Source organism: Streptomyces sp. NBC_00859, assembly GCF_045161865.1.
Lineage (GTDB): Bacteria > Actinomycetota > Actinomycetes > Streptomycetales > Streptomycetaceae > Streptomyces.
Map to the genome: position 1 here is coordinate 6128822 of NZ_CP108826.1, position 19651 is coordinate 6148472.

The 19651-nt window shown below is 71.1% G+C and carries 13 protein-coding genes and 1 pseudogene; 11 read left to right on the top strand and 3 right to left on the bottom strand.

Annotated features, from left to right (window positions below; genetic code table 11):
- The first annotated feature begins 75 nt into the window (after positions 1-75).
- From gltB to OG584_RS26890, 4 genes and pseudogenes are all read left to right on the top strand, one after another.
- On the top strand, positions 76-4653 hold the full coding sequence (gene gltB / locus OG584_RS26875; RefSeq protein WP_405781593.1) for a glutamate synthase large subunit: 4578 nt from the start codon (positions 76-78) through the stop codon (positions 4651-4653).
- Positions 4646-6124: a glutamate synthase subunit beta gene (locus OG584_RS26880; RefSeq protein WP_405781595.1), complete on the top strand. Its 1479-nt coding sequence runs from the start codon at positions 4646-4648 to the stop codon at positions 6122-6124. The genes gltB and OG584_RS26880 overlap by 8 nt, the downstream gene beginning before the upstream one ends.
- A 218-nt stretch (positions 6125-6342) precedes the next feature.
- The gene (locus tag OG584_RS26885; protein WP_405781597.1) at positions 6343-6918 is read left to right on the top strand and encodes a HutD family protein; all 576 of its coding nucleotides are present in this window, start codon (positions 6343-6345) and stop codon (positions 6916-6918) included.
- 40 nt (positions 6919-6958) lie between these two features.
- Positions 6959-7327, top strand: a pseudogene (locus tag OG584_RS26890) (VOC family protein); the annotation flags it as partial.
- A gap of 48 nt (positions 7328-7375) precedes the next feature.
- Here OG584_RS26890 and OG584_RS26895 read toward each other — a convergent pair.
- Complete coding sequence (locus tag OG584_RS26895; RefSeq protein ID WP_405781598.1) at positions 7376-7747, bottom strand: VOC family protein; 372 nt, start codon at positions 7745-7747, stop codon at positions 7376-7378.
- Between the two features lie 466 nt (positions 7748-8213).
- On the opposite strand from OG584_RS26895, the gene OG584_RS26900 reads away from it, so the two are divergent.
- The gene (locus OG584_RS26900) at positions 8214-8417 is read left to right on the top strand and encodes a cold-shock protein (RefSeq protein ID WP_015607926.1); all 204 of its coding nucleotides are present in this window, start codon (positions 8214-8216) and stop codon (positions 8415-8417) included.
- A 95-nt stretch (positions 8418-8512) separates the two neighbouring features.
- Positions 8513-10090 (top strand): DEAD/DEAH box helicase, encoded by a 1578-nt coding sequence (locus OG584_RS26905; RefSeq protein ID WP_405781600.1) that lies wholly within the window; start codon positions 8513-8515, stop codon positions 10088-10090.
- Between the two features lie 82 nt (positions 10091-10172).
- Here OG584_RS26905 and OG584_RS26910 read toward each other — a convergent pair whose 3' ends face one another.
- Positions 10173-11063, bottom strand: a complete 891-nt coding sequence (locus tag OG584_RS26910) for a hypothetical protein (protein WP_405781602.1) — start codon at positions 11061-11063, stop codon at positions 10173-10175.
- Positions 11064-11197: 134 nt separating this feature from the next.
- Here OG584_RS26910 and OG584_RS26915 point away from each other — a divergent pair, with 134 nt between their 5' ends.
- Positions 11198-11980: a S1 family peptidase gene (locus OG584_RS26915; RefSeq protein ID WP_405781604.1), complete on the top strand. Its 783-nt coding sequence runs from the start codon at positions 11198-11200 to the stop codon at positions 11978-11980.
- Positions 11981-12199: 219 nt separating this feature from the next.
- Positions 12200-15307: an endo-alpha-N-acetylgalactosaminidase family protein gene (locus OG584_RS26920; protein ID WP_405781605.1), complete on the top strand. Its 3108-nt coding sequence runs from the start codon at positions 12200-12202 to the stop codon at positions 15305-15307.
- A 152-nt stretch (positions 15308-15459) separates the two neighbouring features.
- On the opposite strand, the gene OG584_RS26925 is transcribed toward OG584_RS26920, so the two are convergent.
- Positions 15460-17211, bottom strand: coding sequence for a glycoside hydrolase family 35 protein (locus tag OG584_RS26925; protein WP_405781606.1), 1752 nt, complete (start codon positions 17209-17211; stop codon positions 15460-15462).
- A gap of 181 nt (positions 17212-17392) precedes the next feature.
- Here OG584_RS26925 and OG584_RS26930 point away from each other — a divergent pair, with 181 nt between their 5' ends.
- The 3 genes from OG584_RS26930 (at position 17393) to OG584_RS26940 (ending at position 19561) form a co-directional block, all read left to right on the top strand.
- Entirely contained in the window at positions 17393-18271 is an 879-nt protein-coding gene (locus tag OG584_RS26930; RefSeq protein WP_405781607.1) for a helix-turn-helix domain-containing protein, read from the top strand.
- Between the two features lie 11 nt (positions 18272-18282).
- Entirely contained in the window at positions 18283-18597 is a 315-nt protein-coding gene (locus OG584_RS26935; protein WP_405781609.1) for a chorismate mutase, read from the top strand.
- Between the two features lie 97 nt (positions 18598-18694).
- Positions 18695-19561 carry a phosphotransferase gene (locus OG584_RS26940; RefSeq protein ID WP_405781611.1) on the top strand — a complete coding sequence of 289 codons (867 nt, stop codon included), beginning with the start codon at positions 18695-18697 and terminating at the stop codon, positions 19559-19561.
- Positions 19562-19651 lie beyond the last annotated feature (90 nt).

The window sequence follows — 19651 nt, forward strand, 5'->3', positions numbered from 1 at the left end:
CCTGCTCGAAATTTCGCAGAGGGCCAACGTCGTCCCTATGCACTTGCATATGCCACGACGACGACGGGAGAGCCGATGCGCATCCACGCCTGGTCGCCCATGGAGGGTCGCCCTGCCCCGCAGGGTCTGTACGACCCCAGCAACGAGCACGACGCCTGCGGTGTCGGGTTCGTGGCCACTCTTACCGGTGTGGCCAGCCACGACCTGGTCGAGCAGGCGCTGACCGTACTGCGCAACCTCGAACACCGCGGCGCCACCGGATCCGAGCCGGACTCCGGCGACGGGGCGGGAATCCTGCTCCAGGTGCCCGATGCCTTCCTCCGTGAGGCCACCGGATTCGAGCTCCCCGAAGCGGGTGCCTACGCCGTCGGCATCGCCTTCCTGCCGCTCGACGACAGCCCCGGCGCCGTCTCACGCATCGAGACACTGGCCGCCGAGGAGGGCCTCACCGTCCTCGGCTGGCGCGATGTCCCGGTGACCCCGGACCTGCTGGGCAGCCTGGCCCGCGCCACCATGCCCGAGTTCCGCCAGCTCTTCGTCGCCGACGCGGCGGACGGCCAGGACGCCCCCGCGACGGGCATCGCGCTCGACCGCAAGGCCTTCGTCCTGCGCAAGCGCGCCGAGCGTGAGGCCGGTGTCTACTTCCCCTCGCTCTCCGCGCGCACGATCGTCTACAAGGGCATGCTCACGACGGGCCAGCTGGAGCCGTTCTTTCCGGACCTCTCGGACCGCCGCTTCGCCACCGCCGTCGCGCTGGTGCACTCGCGCTTCTCGACGAACACCTTCCCGAGCTGGCCGCTCGCCCACCCGTACCGCTTCGTCGCGCACAACGGCGAGATCAACACGGTCAAGGGCAACCGCAACTGGATGAAGGCCCGCGAGTCCCAGCTCGCGTCCGACCTCTTCGGACCGCAGAAGCTGGACCGGATCTTCCCCCTCTGCACCCCCGACGCCTCGGACTCCGCCTCCTTCGACGAGGTCCTGGAGCTCCTCCACCTCGGCGGCCGCTCGCTCCCGCACTCCGTGCTGATGATGGTCCCCGAGGCGTGGGAGAACCACGCCTCGATGGACCCGGCACGCCGTGCGTTCTACCAGTACCACGCGACGATGATGGAGCCCTGGGACGGCCCGGCCTGCGTCACCTTCACCGACGGCACCCAGGTCGGCGCGGTCCTCGACCGCAACGGTCTGCGCCCCGGCCGCTACTGGGTGACCGACGACGGCCTCGTCGTCCTCTCGTCCGAGGTCGGCGTCCTGGACATCGACCCCGCCAGGGTCGTCCGCAAGGGCCGCCTGCAGCCCGGCCGGATGTTCCTCGTGGACACCGCCGAGCACCGCATCATCGAGGACGACGAGATCAAGGCCGGCCTGGCCGCCGAGCAGCCCTACGAGGAGTGGCTGGAGAGCGGCGAGATCGAGCTGGAGGACCTCCCCGAGCGCGAGCACATCGTGCACACCCACGCCTCGGTCACCCGCCGCCAGCAGACCTTCGGCTACACCGAGGAAGAGCTGCGCATCATCCTCGCGCCGATGGCCCGTACCTCGGGCGAGCCGCTCGGCTCCATGGGCACGGACTCGCCGATCGCCGCGCTGTCCGCGCGCCCCCGGCTGCTCTTCGACTACTTCACCCAGCTCTTCGCGCAGGTCACCAACCCGCCGCTGGACGCCATCCGCGAGGAGCTCGTCACCTCGCTGCGCTCCACGCTCGGCCCGGCAGGCAACATCCTGGAGCCCACAGCGGCCGCCTGCCGCAGTGTGACGCTGCCCTTCCCGGTGATCGACAACGACGAGCTCGCCAAGCTGATACACATCAACGCCGACGGCGACATGCCGGGAATGAAGGCCGCGACGCTCGCCGGCCTCTACCGCGTCGGCGGCGGCGGTGAGGCGCTGGCCGCCCGGCTGAAGGACATCTGCGACGAGACCGACGCCGCCATCGAGGCGGGCGCCCGCCTCATCGTCCTCTCCGACCGGCACTCCGACGCCGAGCACGCCCCGATCCCCTCGCTGCTGCTCACATCGGCCGTCCACCACCACCTCATCCGCACCAAGCAGCGCACCCAGGTGGGCCTCCTGATCGAGGCCGGTGACGTCCGCGAGGTGCACCACGTCGCGCTGCTCATCGGGTACGGCGCCGCCGCCGTCAACCCGTACCTCGCCATGGAGTCCGTCGAGGACCTCGTCCGCGCGGGCACCTTCATCGAGGGCCTGGAACCCGAGCAGGCCATCCGCAACCTGATCTACGCCCTCGGCAAGGGCGTCCTGAAGGTCATGTCCAAGATGGGCATCTCGACCGTCGCCTCCTACCGGGGCGCGCAGGTCTTCGAGGCCGTCGGCCTCGACCAGTCCTTCGTCGACACGTACTTCAACGGCACCGCGACCAAGATCGGCGGCGCCGGACTCGACATCGTCGCCACCGAGGTCGCCGCCCGGCACGCCAAGGCGTACCCCGCCTCCGGCATCTCCGCCTCGCACCGCAAGCTGGAGATCGGCGGCGAGTACCAGTGGCGCCGTGAGGGCGAGCCGCACCTCTTCGACCCGGACACGGTCTTCCGCCTCCAGCACGCGGCGCGCTCCGGCCGGTACGACATCTTCAAGAAGTACACGGACCGGGTGAACGAGCAGTCCGAGCGGCTGATGACGCTCCGCGGCCTGTTCGGCTTCGCCTCCGGCCGCGAGTCGATCCCGCTCGACGAGGTGGAGCCCGCGTCCGAGATCGTCAAGCGCTTCTCCACCGGTGCCATGTCGTACGGCTCCATCTCCAAGGAGGCGCACGAGACCCTCGCCATCGCCATGAACCAGCTGGGCGGCAAGTCCAACACCGGTGAGGGCGGCGAGGACGCGGACCGGCTGTACGACCCGGCGCGCCGCTCGTCCATCAAGCAGGTCGCGTCCGGCCGCTTCGGCGTGACCAGCGAATACCTGGTCAACGCGGACGACATCCAGATCAAGATGGCGCAGGGCGCGAAGCCCGGCGAGGGCGGCCAGCTGCCCGGCCACAAGGTCTACCCGTGGGTCGCCAAGACGCGTCACTCGACGCCCGGCGTCGGCCTCATCTCGCCGCCGCCGCACCACGACATCTACTCCATCGAGGACCTCGCCCAGCTGATCCACGACCTGAAGAACGCCAACCCGGCGGCCCGCATCCACGTGAAGCTGGTCTCCGAGGTCGGCGTCGGAACGGTCGCCGCCGGTGTCTCCAAGGCACACGCGGACGTCGTCCTCATCTCCGGACACGACGGAGGCACCGGCGCCTCCCCGCTCACCTCGCTGAAGCACGCGGGCGGCCCCTGGGAGCTCGGCCTCGCCGAGACCCAGCAGACGCTGCTGCTCAACGGATTGCGCGACCGGATCGTCGTCCAGACCGACGGCCAGCTGAAGACCGGCCGCGACGTCATCATCGCCGCGCTCCTCGGCGCCGAGGAGTTCGGTTTCGCGACCGCGCCGCTCGTCGTGTCCGGCTGCGTCATGATGCGCGTCTGCCACCTCGACACCTGCCCGGTCGGCATCGCCACCCAGAACCCGGTGCTGCGCGAGCGCTTCTCCGGCAAGGCCGAGTACATCGTGAACTTCTTCCGGTTCATCGCCGAAGAGGTCCGCGAGCTCCTCGCCGAGCTGGGCTTCCGTACCCTGGAGGAGGCGGTCGGCCACGCCGAGCTGCTCGACACCGAGCGGGCCGTCAACCACTGGAAGGCCCAGGGGCTCGACCTCAACCCGCTCTTCCACGTCCCGGAGCTGCCCGAGGGCTCGGTACGCCACCGGACGGCGACGCAGGACCACGGCCTGGAGAAGGCGCTCGACAACCAGCTGATCAAGCTGGCCGCCGACGCGCTGGACGCCGAATCGGCCGAGTCGGCGCAGCCGGTCCGCGCTCAGGTCGCCATCCGCAACATCAACCGGACCGTCGGCACCATGCTCGGTCACGAGGTGACGAAGAAGTTCGGTGGCGCGGGCCTGCCCGACGACACCATCGACATCACCTTCACCGGCTCCGCCGGCCAGTCGTTCGGTGCCTTCGCCCCGCGCGGGGTGACGCTCCGGCTGGAGGGCGACGCCAACGACTACGTCGGCAAGGGCCTCTCCGGCGGCCGGGTCGTCGTCCGCCCGGACCGCGGCGCCGAGCACCTCGCCGAGTACTCGACCATCGCGGGCAACACCATCGCCTACGGCGCGACCGGCGGCGAGCTGTTCCTGCGCGGCCGCACCGGTGAGCGGTTCTGCGTCCGCAACTCCGGCGCGACCGTCGTCTCGGAAGGCGTGGGCGACCACGGCTGCGAGTACATGACCGGCGGCCATGCCGTGGTCATCGGTGAGACCGGCCGGAACTTCGCCGCCGGTATGTCGGGCGGTGTCGCGTACGTCATCGACCTGGACCCCGACAACGTCAACGCCGGCAACATCGGCGCGGTCGAGGCCGTGGACGACTCCGACAAGCAGTGGCTGCACGATGTCGTGCGCCGCCACCAGGAGGAGACCGGCTCCACCGTGGCCGAGAAGCTGCTGGCCGAATGGGACACCGCGGCCGACCGCTTCAGCAAGATCATCCCGACCACCTACAAGGCAGTGCTCGCCGCCAAGGACGCCGCTGAGCTGGCAGGTCTCTCCGAGAACGAGACCACCGAGAAGATGATGGAGGCGGCGACCAATGGCTGACCCCAAGGGCTTTCTGACCACGGGCCGCGAGGTCGCGCAGACCCGCCCCGTCGAGGAGCGGGTGAAGGACTGGAACGAGGTCTACGTTCCCGGATCCCTGCTGCCGATCATCAGCAAGCAGGCCGGCCGCTGCATGGACTGCGGTATCCCGTTCTGCCACAGCGGCTGTCCGCTGGGGAACCTCATCCCCGAGTGGAACGACTACGCCTACCGCGAGGACTGGTCGGCGGCGTCCGAGCGGCTGCACGCCACCAACAACTTCCCGGAGTTCACCGGCCGCCTCTGCCCGGCGCCCTGCGAGTCGGCGTGTGTCCTGGGGATCAACCAGCCCGCCGTCACCATCAAGAACGTCGAAGTCTCGATCATCGACAAGGCGTGGGACAGCGGTGATGTCACCCCGCAGCCGCCCGAGCGGCTCTCGGGCAAGACGGTCGCGGTCATCGGCTCGGGTCCGGCGGGTCTCGCGGCCGCCCAGCAGCTGACCCGCGCAGGGCACACGGTCGCCGTCTACGAGCGCGCGGACCGCATCGGGGGACTGCTCCGGTACGGCATCCCCGCGTTCAAGATGGAGAAGTCCCACATCAACCGGCGCATCGAGCAGATGCGTGCGGAAGGCACCAAGTTCCGCACGGAGACGGAGATCGGCCGCGACATAGACGCGGCGAAGCTCCGCCGCAGGTACGACGCGGTGGTCATCGCCGCCGGCGCGACGGTCTCCCGCGACCTGCCCGTACCGGGCCGTGAGCTGAACGGCATCCACTTCGCGATGGAGTACCTGCCGCTCGCCAACAAGGTGCAGGAGGGCGACCTCACGGTGGCCCCGATCACCGCGGAGGGCAAGCACGTCGTGGTCATCGGCGGTGGCGACACCGGCGCCGACTGCGTGGGCACCGCCCACCGCCAGGGCGCCGCGTCGGTCACCCAGCTGGAGATCATGCCCAGGCCCGGCGACGAGCGGAACCCCGGCCAGCCCTGGCCGACCTTCCCGATGCTCTACAAGGTCACCTCCGCACACGAGGAGGGCGGCGAGCGCGTCTACGCCGTCTCGACCACGCACTTCGAGGGCTCCGAGCCCGAGGAGGGGGAGACGGTCGGCAACGTCAAGTACCTCCACCTCGCCGAGGTGGAGTTCAAGGACGGCAAGCTGGAGCAGAAGCCGGGCACCGAGCGGCGCATCCCCGCCGAGCTGGTCACCCTGGCCATGGGATTCACCGGCACCGACCAGGCCAACGGTCTGGTCCAGCAGTTCGGCCTCGAGCTCGACGCCCGCGGCAACATCGCCCGCGACGCCGACTTCGCGACCAATGTTCCCGGCGTGTACGTTGCTGGTGACGCGGGACGCGGTCAGTCGCTGATCGTCTGGGCGATCGCCGAGGGACGCTCGGCGGCGCGCGGCGTGGACCGTTTCCTCACGGGCGCCAGCGAGCTGCACGCCCCGATCAGGCCGACGGACCGTGCACTGACGGTCTGACCCGGTCCCACAGAACGTCCCGCACAATGGGGTGCGGAACTGAACGCGGCGCCTGCCTTGTCCCCGACCGGACACCTGGTGGGCGCCGTGGCGCGTCCCGGGGCAGGCCCCGAAGGGCGGGTGACGACGTCGGACGAGAGGGCGGGACGGCAGATGACACGGCGAACCGGCCAGGGAACGAGCCCCCGCGCGCAGGCGCGTACGCGGGCGGTGCGGGCGTGACGGTACGGATTCTGCGGGCCGCGGGCCGGGCCGCCGCGCCCTGGAAGAACGGCGGCGGCGTGACCCGTGAGATCGCCGCGGGGCCCGAAGGCGCGGGGATGGACACGTTCGCCTGGCGGGTGAGCCTGGCCGAGGTCGGCCGCGACGGCCCGTTCTCGGTCTTTCCCGAGGTCACCAGGGTGCTGACGGTGGTGGACGGCGCGGGAATGGACCTCACGGTCGGTGCCGGCGCCGTACGGGCGGACGAGCGGTTCGTGCCGCACCGGTTCGCGGGTGATGTGGCGACGCACGGGCGGCTGCTGGACGGCCCCGTCGTGAACTTCAACGTGATGTACCGCGAGGCGCTCACCGACGCGCTCACCTCGGTCGTACGCGGCAGACTCACCGTCGGCGTCCCGCCGGACGCCACCGTCCTGATCGTCGCACTGGACGGTACCGCGGTCCTTCCGGACGCCGGATTCACGCTCGGGCGCCAGGACGCGGCTGTGGTGACCGGAGAGTCGCCCGGAGTGCTGCGGGCCGAGGGCCCCACGGCGCTCGTCACGCTGCGGAGCAGGGCGCGCGGAGCCTGAATTCCCTTGCTCCGCAGGGTGGTTGAGGCATGATGCGATCATGACTTCCTTCGTGCGCCATGTGACGGTCGACTGTGCCAACGCCTACGAGCTCGGCAGCTTCTGGGCGAAGGCCCTCGATATCCCACTCACCGACGACGACAAACCCGGTGACCCCGAGGCGCTGATCCAGGCCACCGGCTTCGGGCTGCTCTTCATCCAGGTGCCCGAGCCGAAGCGGGTCAAGAACCGTCTGCATCTGGATCTCCAGCCGACGGACCGCACGCGTGAGGAGGAGGTCGAGCGGCTGCTGGCGCTCGGCGCCACGCTCGTCGAGGACCACCGCAGGCCCGACGGTCGCGGGTGGGCGACGCTGGCCGACATCGAGGGCAACGAGTTCTGCGTCGAGCGGAGCACGGCCGAGCGGTCCAGGGGCTGACCCGCCGGCTCGCGCGGCCGAGGCGGTCCCGCCGTCCGCTCAGTGCCCGACCAGGCAGAAGGGGTGTCCGGCGGGGTCCGCGTAGATACGCCAGCCCGGTGCGCTGTCATCGAGCAGATGGGCACCCGCGTCGAGTACCTCGACCTCCGCCCGGTCGAGGTCGGGCACGCCGAAGTCCAGATGGAACTGCTGGGGCCGGGTCGGGTCGGGCCAGGCCGGCGCACGGTGGTTCTCGGCACGCTGGAAGGCCAGGACCAGGCCGGACGCGGTGTGCAGCGTCGACCAGTCGGAGCTCAGCGTCCAGCGGGGGTCGGGCCGGTCGACGCTGCCGCCGAGGACCGCCCGGTAGAACGCGGCCAGCTCTGCGGGCTCGGGGCAGTCCAGCACTATGCACTGCAATTCGGCGATCATGCCCGGAATCCTAGGCTGCGGGCGGTCGGGCCCTCGTACGGGGAGGGGCGCGCGGTACGCCCGGACGGGCAGGTGAACGTCAATCGAACAGCGCCGGGACTCCGTCATCCTTTCCGGGGGTGCTGCCGGTGGCTCGCCGCCTTGCCCGATTGAGCGGTGGACCGGGACAACTGTGCTTTTGATCAAGGTGAGTTGGCGCCCGTCCGGCCTTCCCGCGGGCCAGGATCGCCGGTCGGGACGCCGCACAAAGATCGTTCGGGTTCCGTGGCGGCCGGACATCCGGGCGGCAAGCGTGCTAGGCTGACGTTGTTGCAGTTTTGGTACCCATGAACTTTATGTGCGCCTGACGGGAATGCTCCGACAGGCGCTTTATTGTTTTCCGGCTTTCTCCGGATGGGGTTCAATGCGGCGACGCGGAATTCGTAAAGTGCGAATTTCCGGCACTGCACCTGTTGAGGAGAATGTTATGGCCACCGGTACCGTGAAGTGGTTCAACTCGGAAAAGGGCTTCGGCTTCATCGAGCAGGACGGCGGCGGCGCCGACGTCTTCGCCCACTACTCGAACATCGCCACCCAGGGCTTCCGTGAGCTCCAGGAGGGCCAGAAGGTCTCCTTCGACGTCACGCAGGGCCAGAAGGGCCCGCAGGCGGAGAACATCGTCCCGGCCTAATTGTCGGACGCGTACCTCGCTGACCGGGGCCCGCACCTCCATGGTGCGGGTCCCGGTTTGTGCTGTCCTACATCTGGCAGGAAGGCTTGAACTGCATGACCCGCTCCGCTGAACGCCCGGCACGCCCCGCACGCACCACTCCGCCGAGGGCCCGCAGCAAGGCCCCCGCAAAGTCTCCGGCCCGCAAGGCTGCTCCCAGGCCTGCTGAATTCACGCTGCCGGACACCATCACCCCCGCGCTGCCCGCCGTTGAGGCGTTCGCCGAGCTGGACATGCCCGCCGCACTCCTGAAGACCCTCGCGGCCCAGGGTGTGACCGACCCCTTCCCGATCCAGGCAGCCACCCTGCCGAACTCACTCGCGGGTCGTGACCTGCTGGGACGTGGGCGCACCGGCTCCGGCAAGACCCTCGCGTTCGGGCTCGCCATGCTGGCCCGTGTCGCGGGCCGCCGAGCCGAGCCGAAGGCGCCCCTGGCCCTCGTGCTGGTCCCCACCCGTGAGCTCGCGCAGCAGGTCACCGACGCGCTGACGCCGTACGCCACCTCGGTCCAGCTCCGGCTGACCACGGTCGTCGGCGGGATGTCGATCTCCAAGCAGTCCGGCGCGCTGCGTCGCGGCGCCGAGGTGCTGGTGGCCACCCCCGGGCGGCTCAAGGACCTCATCGAGCGCGGCGACTGCCGGCTCGACCGGGTCGGCATCACCGTGCTCGACGAGGCCGACCAGATGGCCGACATGGGCTTTATGCCCCAGGTCACCGCGCTGCTCAAGCAGGTCGAGCCGGGCGGTCAGCGGATGCTGTTCTCGGCGACCCTGGACAAGAACATCGACCGGCTGGTCAAGATGTTCCTGACCGACCCCGTCGTGCACTCCGTGGACCCGTCCGCGGGCGCGGTGACCACGATGGACCACCACCTGCTCTACGTCGCCGACGAGACCGACAAGAAGGCCGTCACGACGCGCATCGCGGCCCGCGACGGCCGGGTGATCCTCTTCCTGGACACCAAGCGCTCCGTCGACCGCCTGGTGAAGCGGCTGCTCGCCAGCGGCGTACGGGCGGGCGGCCTGCACGGCGGCCGCTCCCAGCCGCAGCGCAACCGCACCCTCGACCAGTTCAAGACCGGCCAGGTCACCGCGCTCGTCGCGACCAACGTCGCGGCCCGCGGCATTCACATCGACGACCTCGACCTGGTCGTGAACGTGGATCCGCCCACCGACCACAAGGACTACGTCCACCGCGGCGGGCGCACCGCGCGCGCGGGCGAGTCCGGCAGCGTCGTCACCCTGGTGCTCCCGGAGCAGAAGCGCGAGATGACCCGGCTGATGTCGGACGCGGGCATCACGCCCAGGACCGCACGGGTCAGGTCCAGCGACGAGGAGCTCACCCGGATCACCGGGGCGAAGGAGCCGTCGGGCGTGGCGATCGTGGTCGACGTACCGCAGCAGGCCACCGCGCCGCAGCGGCGCTCCAGGCCCAGCAGGCCCGCGGCCGGGGCTGCCGCCTCGTCCGGACAGGGCCGCGCCGGCCGTGGCCGCCGCGGCGGCCAGGGCCAGGGCCAGGCCGGCGGCCAGGGCGGTCAGGGCCGCGGCGGCGCCGGCCGCAGCGCCGGCGGCAGTGGCCAGGGCCGGGGCGGTCAGGGCCGTGGTGGCCAGGGCGGCCGCAGGGCCGCCGCCTGACAGCAGCGTGATTCCGGGCCCCCTCCGTGACGGAGCGGGGCCCGGCGTCATTCCGGGGGCCGCCGGGATGACGGCGCAGCCCTCAGGTGTCGCACTCCAGTACGGTGCGGCACAGCCCGCAGCGCGCCCGGACCCGGCCGCGTACGGGCACCCGGATCCGCTGATGGCAGGTGGGGCAGTCGAAACTGACGCGCAGCCCCTCCGCCGCCGGCTCGAACGCGTACGGCATTCCCGGTGCACCGCGGCCGCCGTGTTCCAGGGCGTACTTGCGGTGTTTCGCATAGGCCCGGCGGCCGGCCCAGCCCGCCGAGGTCAGCGGCGGTCGGCTGGCGTCCTGCGCGGCACGGGCCCGCCCCCTGGTGTACGCCGTGTACGCCTGCGGGCTGGTGAACCAGACCGACGGGTCCTCGTCGAAGAGCGTCGCCCGCTCGGCCAGGACATACCCGAATTCCTCCGGGGTGAGATACCCGAGCTTCTGGCTGGACACCTGGTCCTCGCGGAACGCGTCGAGGAGCAGCCAGCCGGCCCCCAGATAGGTCGTCGCGGTGTCGGTGAGGATCTCGTTGTCCCGGGTCCCGGCGAACGTGAGGCCCAGCCGGTGCAGCAGCACATGCATGACCTCATGGGCGAGGGCCGCGCCGATGTCGCCCCTGTGGGTACGGAAACGGTCGTTGAGCTCGATGAAGTACTCGGGTCCCGCCGCCAGTTCGACGGCGGCGGCGTGCTCCATCTCCCGGAAGCCGACGATCATGCGGGCGTCGGGCAGCCGCAGATGGTGGACCAGCGCCCGCGCCACCCGCTGCGCGCCCAGATGCAGGTCGTCCTGGTCGGAGAAGGCGACATCGACGGGGGCGACGCTCGGGGCGTAGCTGAGGACGCCGTCGTACGAGAGGCGTCTGTGGAGTGCCGTGATGGCCGCCCGCACGGTATCCAGATGCGGAAAACCGTGTACGACCCCGCTGTCGTCCGTCACGGGACCCACTCTACGACCGGGCGGAAACCCGGGACAGCGGCCATTGTCGTGGGAAGCAGTCCTTTCCGGACGGCGGGACCCGGTCCTGTCCGGGAAGCCGTGAGGAACCCTCAGCCCCCACGAGAGGAAGCCCGTTGAACCAGTCAGAGCGCACCATCGGACGATGCGTGGCCGTCGCCGCCGCCGTACTCGCCGCCCTCAGCCTCCAGCCCGCCCCGGCCTCGGCCGCCTCCCCCGAACCCGTCGTGGGGGGCACCCGGGTGGCGGAGGGCCAGTACCCCTTTATGGTGCATCTCTCCCAGGGATGCGGCGGCTCCCTCTACGCCAAGGACATCGTCCTCACCGCGGCCCACTGCGTGACCGGCTCCGGGGCCAACACCTCGATCACCGCTACCGCGGGATCCGTCGACCTCCAGAGCCCGCAGGCCGTCCACATCAAGTCCACCCAGGTCGTCCAGGCCCCCGGCTACGACGGCAAGGGGAAGGACTGGGCGCTGATCAAACTCGCCACACCCTTCGACCTGCCGACTCTGCCCTCCGTCACCAGCACGGCGTACGACAAGGGAACCTTCACCATCGCGGGCTGGGGCTCGACGAGCGAGGACGGCGCTCAGCAGCGCTATCTGCGGCAGGCCAACGTCCCCTACGTGGCCGACGAGAAGTGCGGACAGGAGTACGGGAAGCAGTTCAACCCCGGCGACGAGATCTGCGCGGGGGACGTCGAGAAGGGCGGGGTCGACACCTGCCAGGGCGACTCCGGCGGACCGATGTTCCGCAAGGACGACCAGGGCGAGTACATCCAGGTCGGGATCGTGAGCTACGGCCAGGGCTGCGCCGAGCCGGGCTACCCGGGTGTGTACAGCCAGGTGTCCGCCCTCTCGGCGGACATCAAGGCGGCCGCGGACACCCTGCACTGAGGCCACCGGCGGACACCCGGCGGACGGCCGGGGGAACGGACGGACATACGGCCGGGTGTACGACCGGGTAAACGGCCGGTCAAAGGAGTGGTCCGGGAGCCCGGCAAAGCGCCGGATATCGCTTTAGTCCAAGACCTGTCCCTCCTTTGTCCATAGGCGCACACGCCCCGCCCCTCCATCGTGACGTGCACGGATGATCGTCGCGATGGAGGAGCGAGCGTGCACGAAGAAGACCGAGGGCCCAGCCGCAGGACCGTTGTAGCCGCCACCGCGCTGGCCGGTGTCGGAGCGGCATTCGCCACCCCTTCCGCCTTCGCGGCGGACACGGTGACCACGGGCTCCGGGGACGCCGGCGGAGCCGAGGCCGTCCTGCGCTCCGGTGACCTCGACGTACGTGTCGACAGCGGCTTCCCGCGCATCGTGTCGTACACCGACCGCCGGACGGGGGCACTGCTGCACGGGCAGGAGGACTCCGTCACCTCGGTGCTCATCGACGGAACCCCGCACACCCCGAAGGTGACGTCGAAGCCCGGCCGGGACCGGATCGCGTACTCCCTCGCCTTCGACGGCGGCACCGAGATCGGCGTCGAGATCAAGGTCGACGGACGGCGGACCGACTGGCGGGTCACCCGGATCGCGGACACCGCCGCGCTGCGCGTCGGAACGCTGGAGATCCCCGCGCTCGCCTTCCTCTCCGTACGCAGCGACCAGCCGGGCGCCACTCTGCTGGCCGCCAAGCTCGATCTGGACAAGGCCAGGAGCGGCGACACCCTGGTGAAGGTCACGGCGGACAGCGCGGCGGACGCGGCGCCCGTCGGCTGTGCGTACGCCGTCGTGGCACACGACGGACTGGGCGGGGCTGTCGAGACCAACACGGTCTACGACAAGCCGGACGCCACTCCGGGCGCCACCTGGGAGAACGGCCGGATGTGGCGGCAGACCCTCAAGAGGGACGGCTACGTCAAGGCACAGCTGGCGTGCGGCCAGTGGACCCACCGCGCCGACACCTCGCCGGTCGACGCCACCGAACCGCTGCCGTACGCGACCGTCGTCGTCACCGGGGACCGCAACGGCGACGGCGTGGTCGACTGGCAGGACGCGGCCATCGCCTTCCGCGACATCATGGTCACCCCGCTCGGCGTGGACGAGACCCACCTGCGGGTCGTCCCGCACATCCCCTTCAACTTCGCCTCGCAGGCCACCAACCCGTTCCTCGCGACGCTCGACAACGTCAAGCGGATCTCGCTGGCCACGGACGGGCTGCGCCAGTACACGCTCCTCAAGGGCTACCAGTCGGAGGGCCACGACTCCGCGCACCCCGACTACGCGGGCAACTACAACGAGCGGGCCGGCGGTCTCGCCGACATGAACACCCTCGTCGATGAGGGCAGCAAGTGGAACAGCGACTTCAGCGTGCACGTCAACGCCACCGAGTCGTACCCCGTCGCCCACGCCTTCTCCGAGAAGCTCGTCGACAAGACCGACAAGCAGTGGGACTGGCTCGACCAGTCCTACCGCATCGACTCCCGGCGTGACCTGGTCTCGGGCGACATCATCAAGCGGCTCAAGGACCTGCGGAACGACGCCCATCCCGCGCTCAACGCCATCTACTTCGACGTCTTCCGCGAGTCCGGCTGGAACGGCGACCGGCTCCAGCGGGCCCTGCGCGAGCAGGGCTGGACGGTGAGCAGCGAGTGGGGCCACGGCCTGGAGCGCTCATCCGTCTGGTCCCACTGGGCGAACGAGACGGACTACGGCGCCGACACCTCGCGCGGCATCAACTCCCAGCTGATCCGCTTCATCCGCAACCACCAGAAGGACGTCTTCTCCAACAAGTGGCCCACGCTGCTGGGCGCCGGACGGATGGGCAACTTCGAGGGCTGGGTCAACAAGACCGACTGGAACGCCTTCTACGACATCATCTGGACCGAGGCGCTGCCCGCGAAGTACCTCCAGGCCTACCCGGTGAAGCGGTGGACCGAGCACGAGATCACCTTCTTCGGCCCCACCGGGACCGTGGTCGGCGACACGGACGGCAACCGCCGCATCACCACCGACGGACGTGTCGTCTACACCGGCGGCAGCTATCTGCTGCCCTGGGAGCCCCGCAGGGCGACCGACCCGGAGAAGCTCTACCACTACAACCCGAAGGGCGGCAGCACCACCTGGCAGCTGCCGCGCGGCTGGGCGCACACCTCGCGCGTCGCGCTCTACCGGCTCACCGACCAGGGCCGGGTGCACACCGGTGACCTGGCGGTCCGCTCGGGCAAGGTCACCGTGGACGCCACCGCCGGACAGCCGTACGTGCTGTACCGCTCGCGCGTGGGAGCCCCGACCGACCCCCGGTGGGGCCAGGGCACCCCGGTGTACGACCCCGGCTTCAACTCCGGCTCCCTGAAGGGCTGGCAGACCATGCCGGCTGGGGGGCCCGCATCCGTCGTACGCAACTCCATCGGCGACTACGAGCTGGTCATCGGCGCCGGGGCCGCCACCTCGGTCAGCCAGCGCCTGGGCCGGCTGCCCGCGGGCACCTACGTCGCATCGGCGCAGGTGGAGGTCGGCAAGAAGGCGGGGGAGCAGCGCCGGGCCACCCTGGAGATCCGGACCGCGGACGGTGTCACGGCGGCCAACTGGACCGACACGTCGTGCGCGGGCAACTACGTCGCGGCCGACCGCAAGCACGACACCCGCTTCCAGCGGATGTTCACGTACTTCACGGTGCCGGCGAGTGGCGGCCGGGTCGACCTGACGCTCCGGGCCGCCGCGGGCGACGCACAGGTACGGTTCGACAACCTGCGGATCGCCGCGGCGAAGCCCACCCGGAAGGCGGGTGCGCTGGCCTTCGAGGACTTCGAGAACGTCCCGCAGGGCTGGGGTGTCTTCGTCAAGGGCGACGCGGGCGGTTCGACCGACCCGCGGACCCACGTCGGACAGCGGCACGCGTCGTTCACGCAGCGGGGCTGGAACGGCAAGGTGATCGACGACGTCATCGACGGCGGCCAGTCGCTCAAGTCGCGCGGTGAGAACGACGGCCTGGTCTACCGGACCGTCCAGCACACCGTCCGCTTCGAGCCGTCCAAGCGGTACCGGGTCTCGTTCCGGTACGAGAACGACACAGCGGGCCAGTACGCCTGGATCACCGCGGTCGACGAGCCCGCCGCGCGCGAGCTGGACCGCAAGGCGCTGCCGGTCGCGACCGTACCGACGCAGCTGAGCTACGAGTTCACCGCGCCGGCCAAGGGCGACGCCTGGGTGGGCCTGCGCAAGGTGGGCGACGACGGTGTCGCCGAGTTCGCGCTGGACGCCTTCGAGGTCCGCGAGCTGTAGCGGAGCGCCGCACACAGGCGGGAGGGGCCGGTCCGCGACGGAGGACCGGCCCTCCCGTATGTCGTGCGTTCCCGGCAGCCCTCACCTCCCGGGCAGGCCCGCGCTTCGCGCGCTCCCCGACGCCCGCAGGCCTGCCCGCGGGCGGAGCCGCCTCAGCGCAGTGTCAGCCCCGGCCCGCCACCCTTCTGCGGCTTGGCCCCGGCGAGTTCGAGCACCCACACCTCGTTCTCGCCCTCGCGAAGGACGGGTCCGGGTACGAACAGGGACCGCTGCGGCCCGGCCGACCAGTAGCGGCCCAGGTTGAAGCCGTTCACCCAGACGAAGCCCCGTACCCAGCCGGTCAGTTCGAGTGTGGCGTCCCCGGCCCCGCTCACCTCGAACGTCCCCCGGTGCAGCCCTCGGGCGCCGGAGTCCGGCCCGCCCGGCCGCACCGCGCGGAACGGGAGCTTCGCGACCGCCGCCGCGTCGTCGAACGCGTCGATCCGCAGCCCCCGCGCGCGCACCCCGTGCAGATACTGCCGCTCGTGCAGCACCCCGCCCGTCAGCCCCTTCGGCTCACCCAGGCGGGGGCCGTAGTTGACCCGGCCGAGCGACTCCACCCACAGCTCGGCGGACGCGGGCCCCGCCACCGCTGAGCCCAGCTCCGTCCGCACCCCGTCGACATACAGCTGTGCCACATCGCGCAGTCCGGGCACGGTCAGCGGATACGGCATGCGCGGGCCCGGCACCTGTACGCGGTAGCGCACGAGCCCCCGGTCGACGTCCAGTTCCTCGAAGGACGGCGGCGCCCCGGTGACCTGCTCGGGCCCGCCCAGCTCGTCCGTCACATCGCCGAGCGGCGCCCACCCGGTGAGTACCGGGCGGGCGGGCGAGGCCAGTACGGCGGGGGCGGCGGGCAGCTCCGGCAGCGGTCCGTCCGCGTACTCCGCGAGCACCTCGCGGAACAGCCAGAACTTCTCGGTCGGCAGCCCGTACTCGTCGATCGGCGCGCCGTAGTCGTACGAGGTCACGGTCGGCTGCAACTCGCCGTCGTGCAGCTCACCCGAGCGGTTGGCGCCCGCCCAGCCCGCGAAGTTCGTCCCGCCGTGCGCCATGTACAGATTCACCGAGGCCCCGCACTCCAGGATCTCCCGCAGTGCCAGCGCGGCGTCCGCCGGATCCCGCACGACGGGCTCGGCGCCCCAGTGGTCGAACCAGCCGCACCAGAACTCCATGCACATCAGCGGCCCCTTCGGCTGGTGCCGGCGCAGTACGCCGAAGCCCTCGCGCGCACCCGCGCCGAAGTTGGCCGTGGCCAGTACCCCGGGAAGCGAACCGCCGGTCAGCATGTGATCCTCGGGGCCGTCCGACGTGAACAGCGGCACGCTCACCCCGAGTGTGCGCAGCAGCCCCGCGACATGGCGCAGATAGGCCTGGTCGGAGCCGTAGCTGCCGTACTCGTTCTCGACCTGCACCATGATCACCGGGCCGCCCCTGTCGATCTGCCGGGGGACGATCTCGGGCAGCAGCCGGTGGAACCAGCGGTCGACCTCGCGCAGATACCCGGCGTCACGTGTCCGTACCCGCGGGCCCAGTGCTCCGGTCAGCCAGTGCGGCAGCCCGCCGTTCTCCCACTCGGCGCAGATGTACGGGCCGGGGCGGACGACCGCCCACAGCCCGGCCTCGTGGGCCGCGTCCAGGAACCGGCCGAGCGCCTGTACGTCGTGGAAGCGGCCCTGCTGGGGCTCGTGCAGATTCCACGGGACGTACGTCTCCACGGAGTTGAGGCCCATGGCCCGGAGCATGGCCAGCCGGTGCCCCCACTGGTCCTCGTGCACCCGGAAGTAGTGCAGCGCCCCCGACAGCAGCCGGACCGGCCGCCCGTCGATCCGGAAATCCTCGTCACCCACAGTGAAATCAGCCACCTCCTCACTCTCACCCCTGGCGGCGGCCCGGTCCATGGACAAAGATCAACGCTCATTGGACGCAGCGCGGGACCGCCGGGTACGCCGACAGTGGCGCAGGCGATGCGCCAGGGGTGGTCACCGGAGGCGATGGCTGACGATGATGCACTGTGTACCGGACAACAAGGAGGGAGGTAAGGGGATGTACCACACCTGGATGCGCTATTTCACCCCGAGCCCCGTCCACCACAAACTCGGCCTCGTCTGTCTCGGAGTGGGCCTCCAGCACGGCACCCTGCCCGCGGTCGGCCCGCGGACGCTCGACCACCATGTGGCTGTCGTCGTCGCCGCGGGCACCGGCTGGTACCGCGGCTCCGACGGGCGCCGCACCACCGTCACCGCGCCCGCACTCATCTGGATCACCCCCGGCGCCCCCCACCACTACGGAGCCGACGCTTCCACCGGCTGGGACGAGTCCTTCGTCGACTTCACCGGGCCCGCCACCGCCACCTACACCGAACTCGGCTACATCGAACCCGACCGGCCCGTCGTCCCGCTCACCGACGCCGCGGGCGCACGCGCCGCCGTGGGACGCATCGTCCGCGCCGCGCGCCGCGGGAACCCGCTGCTCGAAGTGGAGACCGGGGCCGCGGTCCACGAACTGCTCGTCGCCCTGCGCCGGGCACGCGCCGACACCGACGCCGAAGGCGCCCCCGTCCTCCAGGCGCTCGCCCGTGACGCCTTCCAGCCGCTGACCGTCGCCGAACACGCGGCCCGCCACGGCATGACCCCCGCCGAACTGCGCAACGCGGTACGGCAGGGGGCGGGCTGCAGCCCCAAGGACTACCTCCTGGGCATCCGCCTCGGCCGCGCCAAGGAACTGCTCGCCGCCACCGATCTGCCGGTCGCGGCCGTCGCCCGCAGGGTCGGCTACGACGACCCCGCTTACTTCTCCCGGCTGTTCACCCGCCGGGTCGGGAAGGCCCCCGTCGTCTTCCGCCAGCAGCAGGGCAACGTCGTCCCCGGCGGCTGGAGTGACCAGATACCGGACCCCGGCAATCCGCCGACGATCACGACGTAAGCTCGATGACCATGACCGAGACAGACCCGTCCGTACAGGCGGAACTGGACCGCCTGCGCGGTTCCATCGACAACATCGACGCCGCCGTCGTCCATATGCTCGCCGAGCGCTTCAAGTGCACCCAGCAGGTCGGCCACCTCAAGGCGCGCAACCAGCTCCCGCCCGCCGACCCGGACCGTGAGGCCCGTCAGATCGCCAGGCTGCGCAGCCTCGCCGAGAGCGCCAGACTGGACCCGGCCTTCGCCGAGAAGCTCCTCAACTTCATCGTCGCCGAGGTGATCAGGCACCACGAGCGGATCGCGGACGGGTCCGCGGCCGACAGCTGAACGGCGCCGCACCTCACCGGCCTCCGGCGGGCGCCGGCCGGTACCGGCCGCCGAGGGGCGCCCGCCGGATGACCGATCTCCGAAGGGGGCCCGCCGGATGACCGACCTCACCACGACCCACTCGGTCGACATCGGCCGCACCACGGTCGTCAAGCACTACCGAAGCTGGGACCGCGGCGAGCCGGAGCGGGAGTGGCGGACGCTCACACTCCTCGCGCGGTACGCCCCCGGGCTCGCCCCCGCACCACTGGAACGGACACCCGACCCGCCCACCGTGACGATGGAACGCCTGCCCGGCGACCCGCTGCGCGGCACGGCCGTGGCCCCCGGCCTGCTCCCCCCGCTCGCCGCCGCCGTCACCCGCTTCCAGGAGGCGGTTCCACGCGCTGAGCTCGAAGCGCTGCCCCCCAGGCTCTGGGCCCCGGGCGACATCCTCGCCGGAGTCCGTGACAAGTGCGCCACCGCCCTCGCCGAGCAGTCCGGACGTACGGCCGGGAGCGGCCGGGGGAGCGGAGCGGGCCCCGAACCGCCGGACGACCGGGAAGCGGCTCTCGCCGCCGGCGCCCGCTGGGTCCGCAATCCCGCCCTCGACGCCCTGGTTGCCGGCGAACCGGCCGCACCGGTACTCGGCTTCGCCGACGGCAACCTCGCCAACTACCTCTGGGACGGCAGCCGCATCCGGCTCGTCGACTTCGAGAGCTCCGGCCGCGCCGACCGCATCCAGGAGCTCGCCGAGATCGCCGAACACGTATCGGTATGGGTCGACAGCAGTCTCGACGCCGACGCACTCCTGGGCCACTTCCCCCTCACCCGCCCCGAGCGCGCCCGGCTCCGCGACCTGCGCCGCCTCGCCGCCCTGATGTGGCTCCTCATGCTCGACGGCGACAGCCGCACCCCCCGCCCGCGCAACCCACCGGGCACCGTGGCCCGGCAGGCAGAGCGGCTGCTCGGGCTGCTGGGCTGACCGCTGCCCGGCGGGCCCCCGCCACACCGGGTGAGCGCCCCGGCACAGTCCCGCGCTGAGCCCCCGCGACAGCCCGCCCGGAGAACCCCG

Bases quoted from the DNA above. Each gene is read 5' to 3' on its own strand.
- OG584_RS26880 (WP_405781595.1), top strand. From the start codon at position 4,646: ATGGCTGACCCCAAGGGCTTTCTGACCACGGGCCGCGAGGTCGCGCAG.
- OG584_RS26905 (WP_405781600.1), top strand. From the start codon at position 8,513: ATGACCCGCTCCGCTGAACGCCCGGCACGCCCCGCACGCACCACTCCG.
- OG584_RS26940 (WP_405781611.1), top strand. From the start codon at position 18,695: ATGACCGACCTCACCACGACCCACTCGGTCGACATCGGCCGCACCACG.
- gltB (WP_405781593.1), top strand. From the start codon at position 76: ATGCGCATCCACGCCTGGTCGCCCATGGAGGGTCGCCCTGCCCCGCAG.
- OG584_RS26895 (WP_405781598.1), bottom strand. From the start codon at position 7,747: ATGATCGCCGAATTGCAGTGCATAGTGCTGGACTGCCCCGAGCCCGCA.
- OG584_RS26900 (WP_015607926.1), top strand. From the start codon at position 8,214: ATGGCCACCGGTACCGTGAAGTGGTTCAACTCGGAAAAGGGCTTCGGC.
- OG584_RS26930 (WP_405781607.1), top strand. From the start codon at position 17,393: ATGTACCACACCTGGATGCGCTATTTCACCCCGAGCCCCGTCCACCAC.
- OG584_RS26935 (WP_405781609.1), top strand. From the start codon at position 18,283: ATGACCGAGACAGACCCGTCCGTACAGGCGGAACTGGACCGCCTGCGC.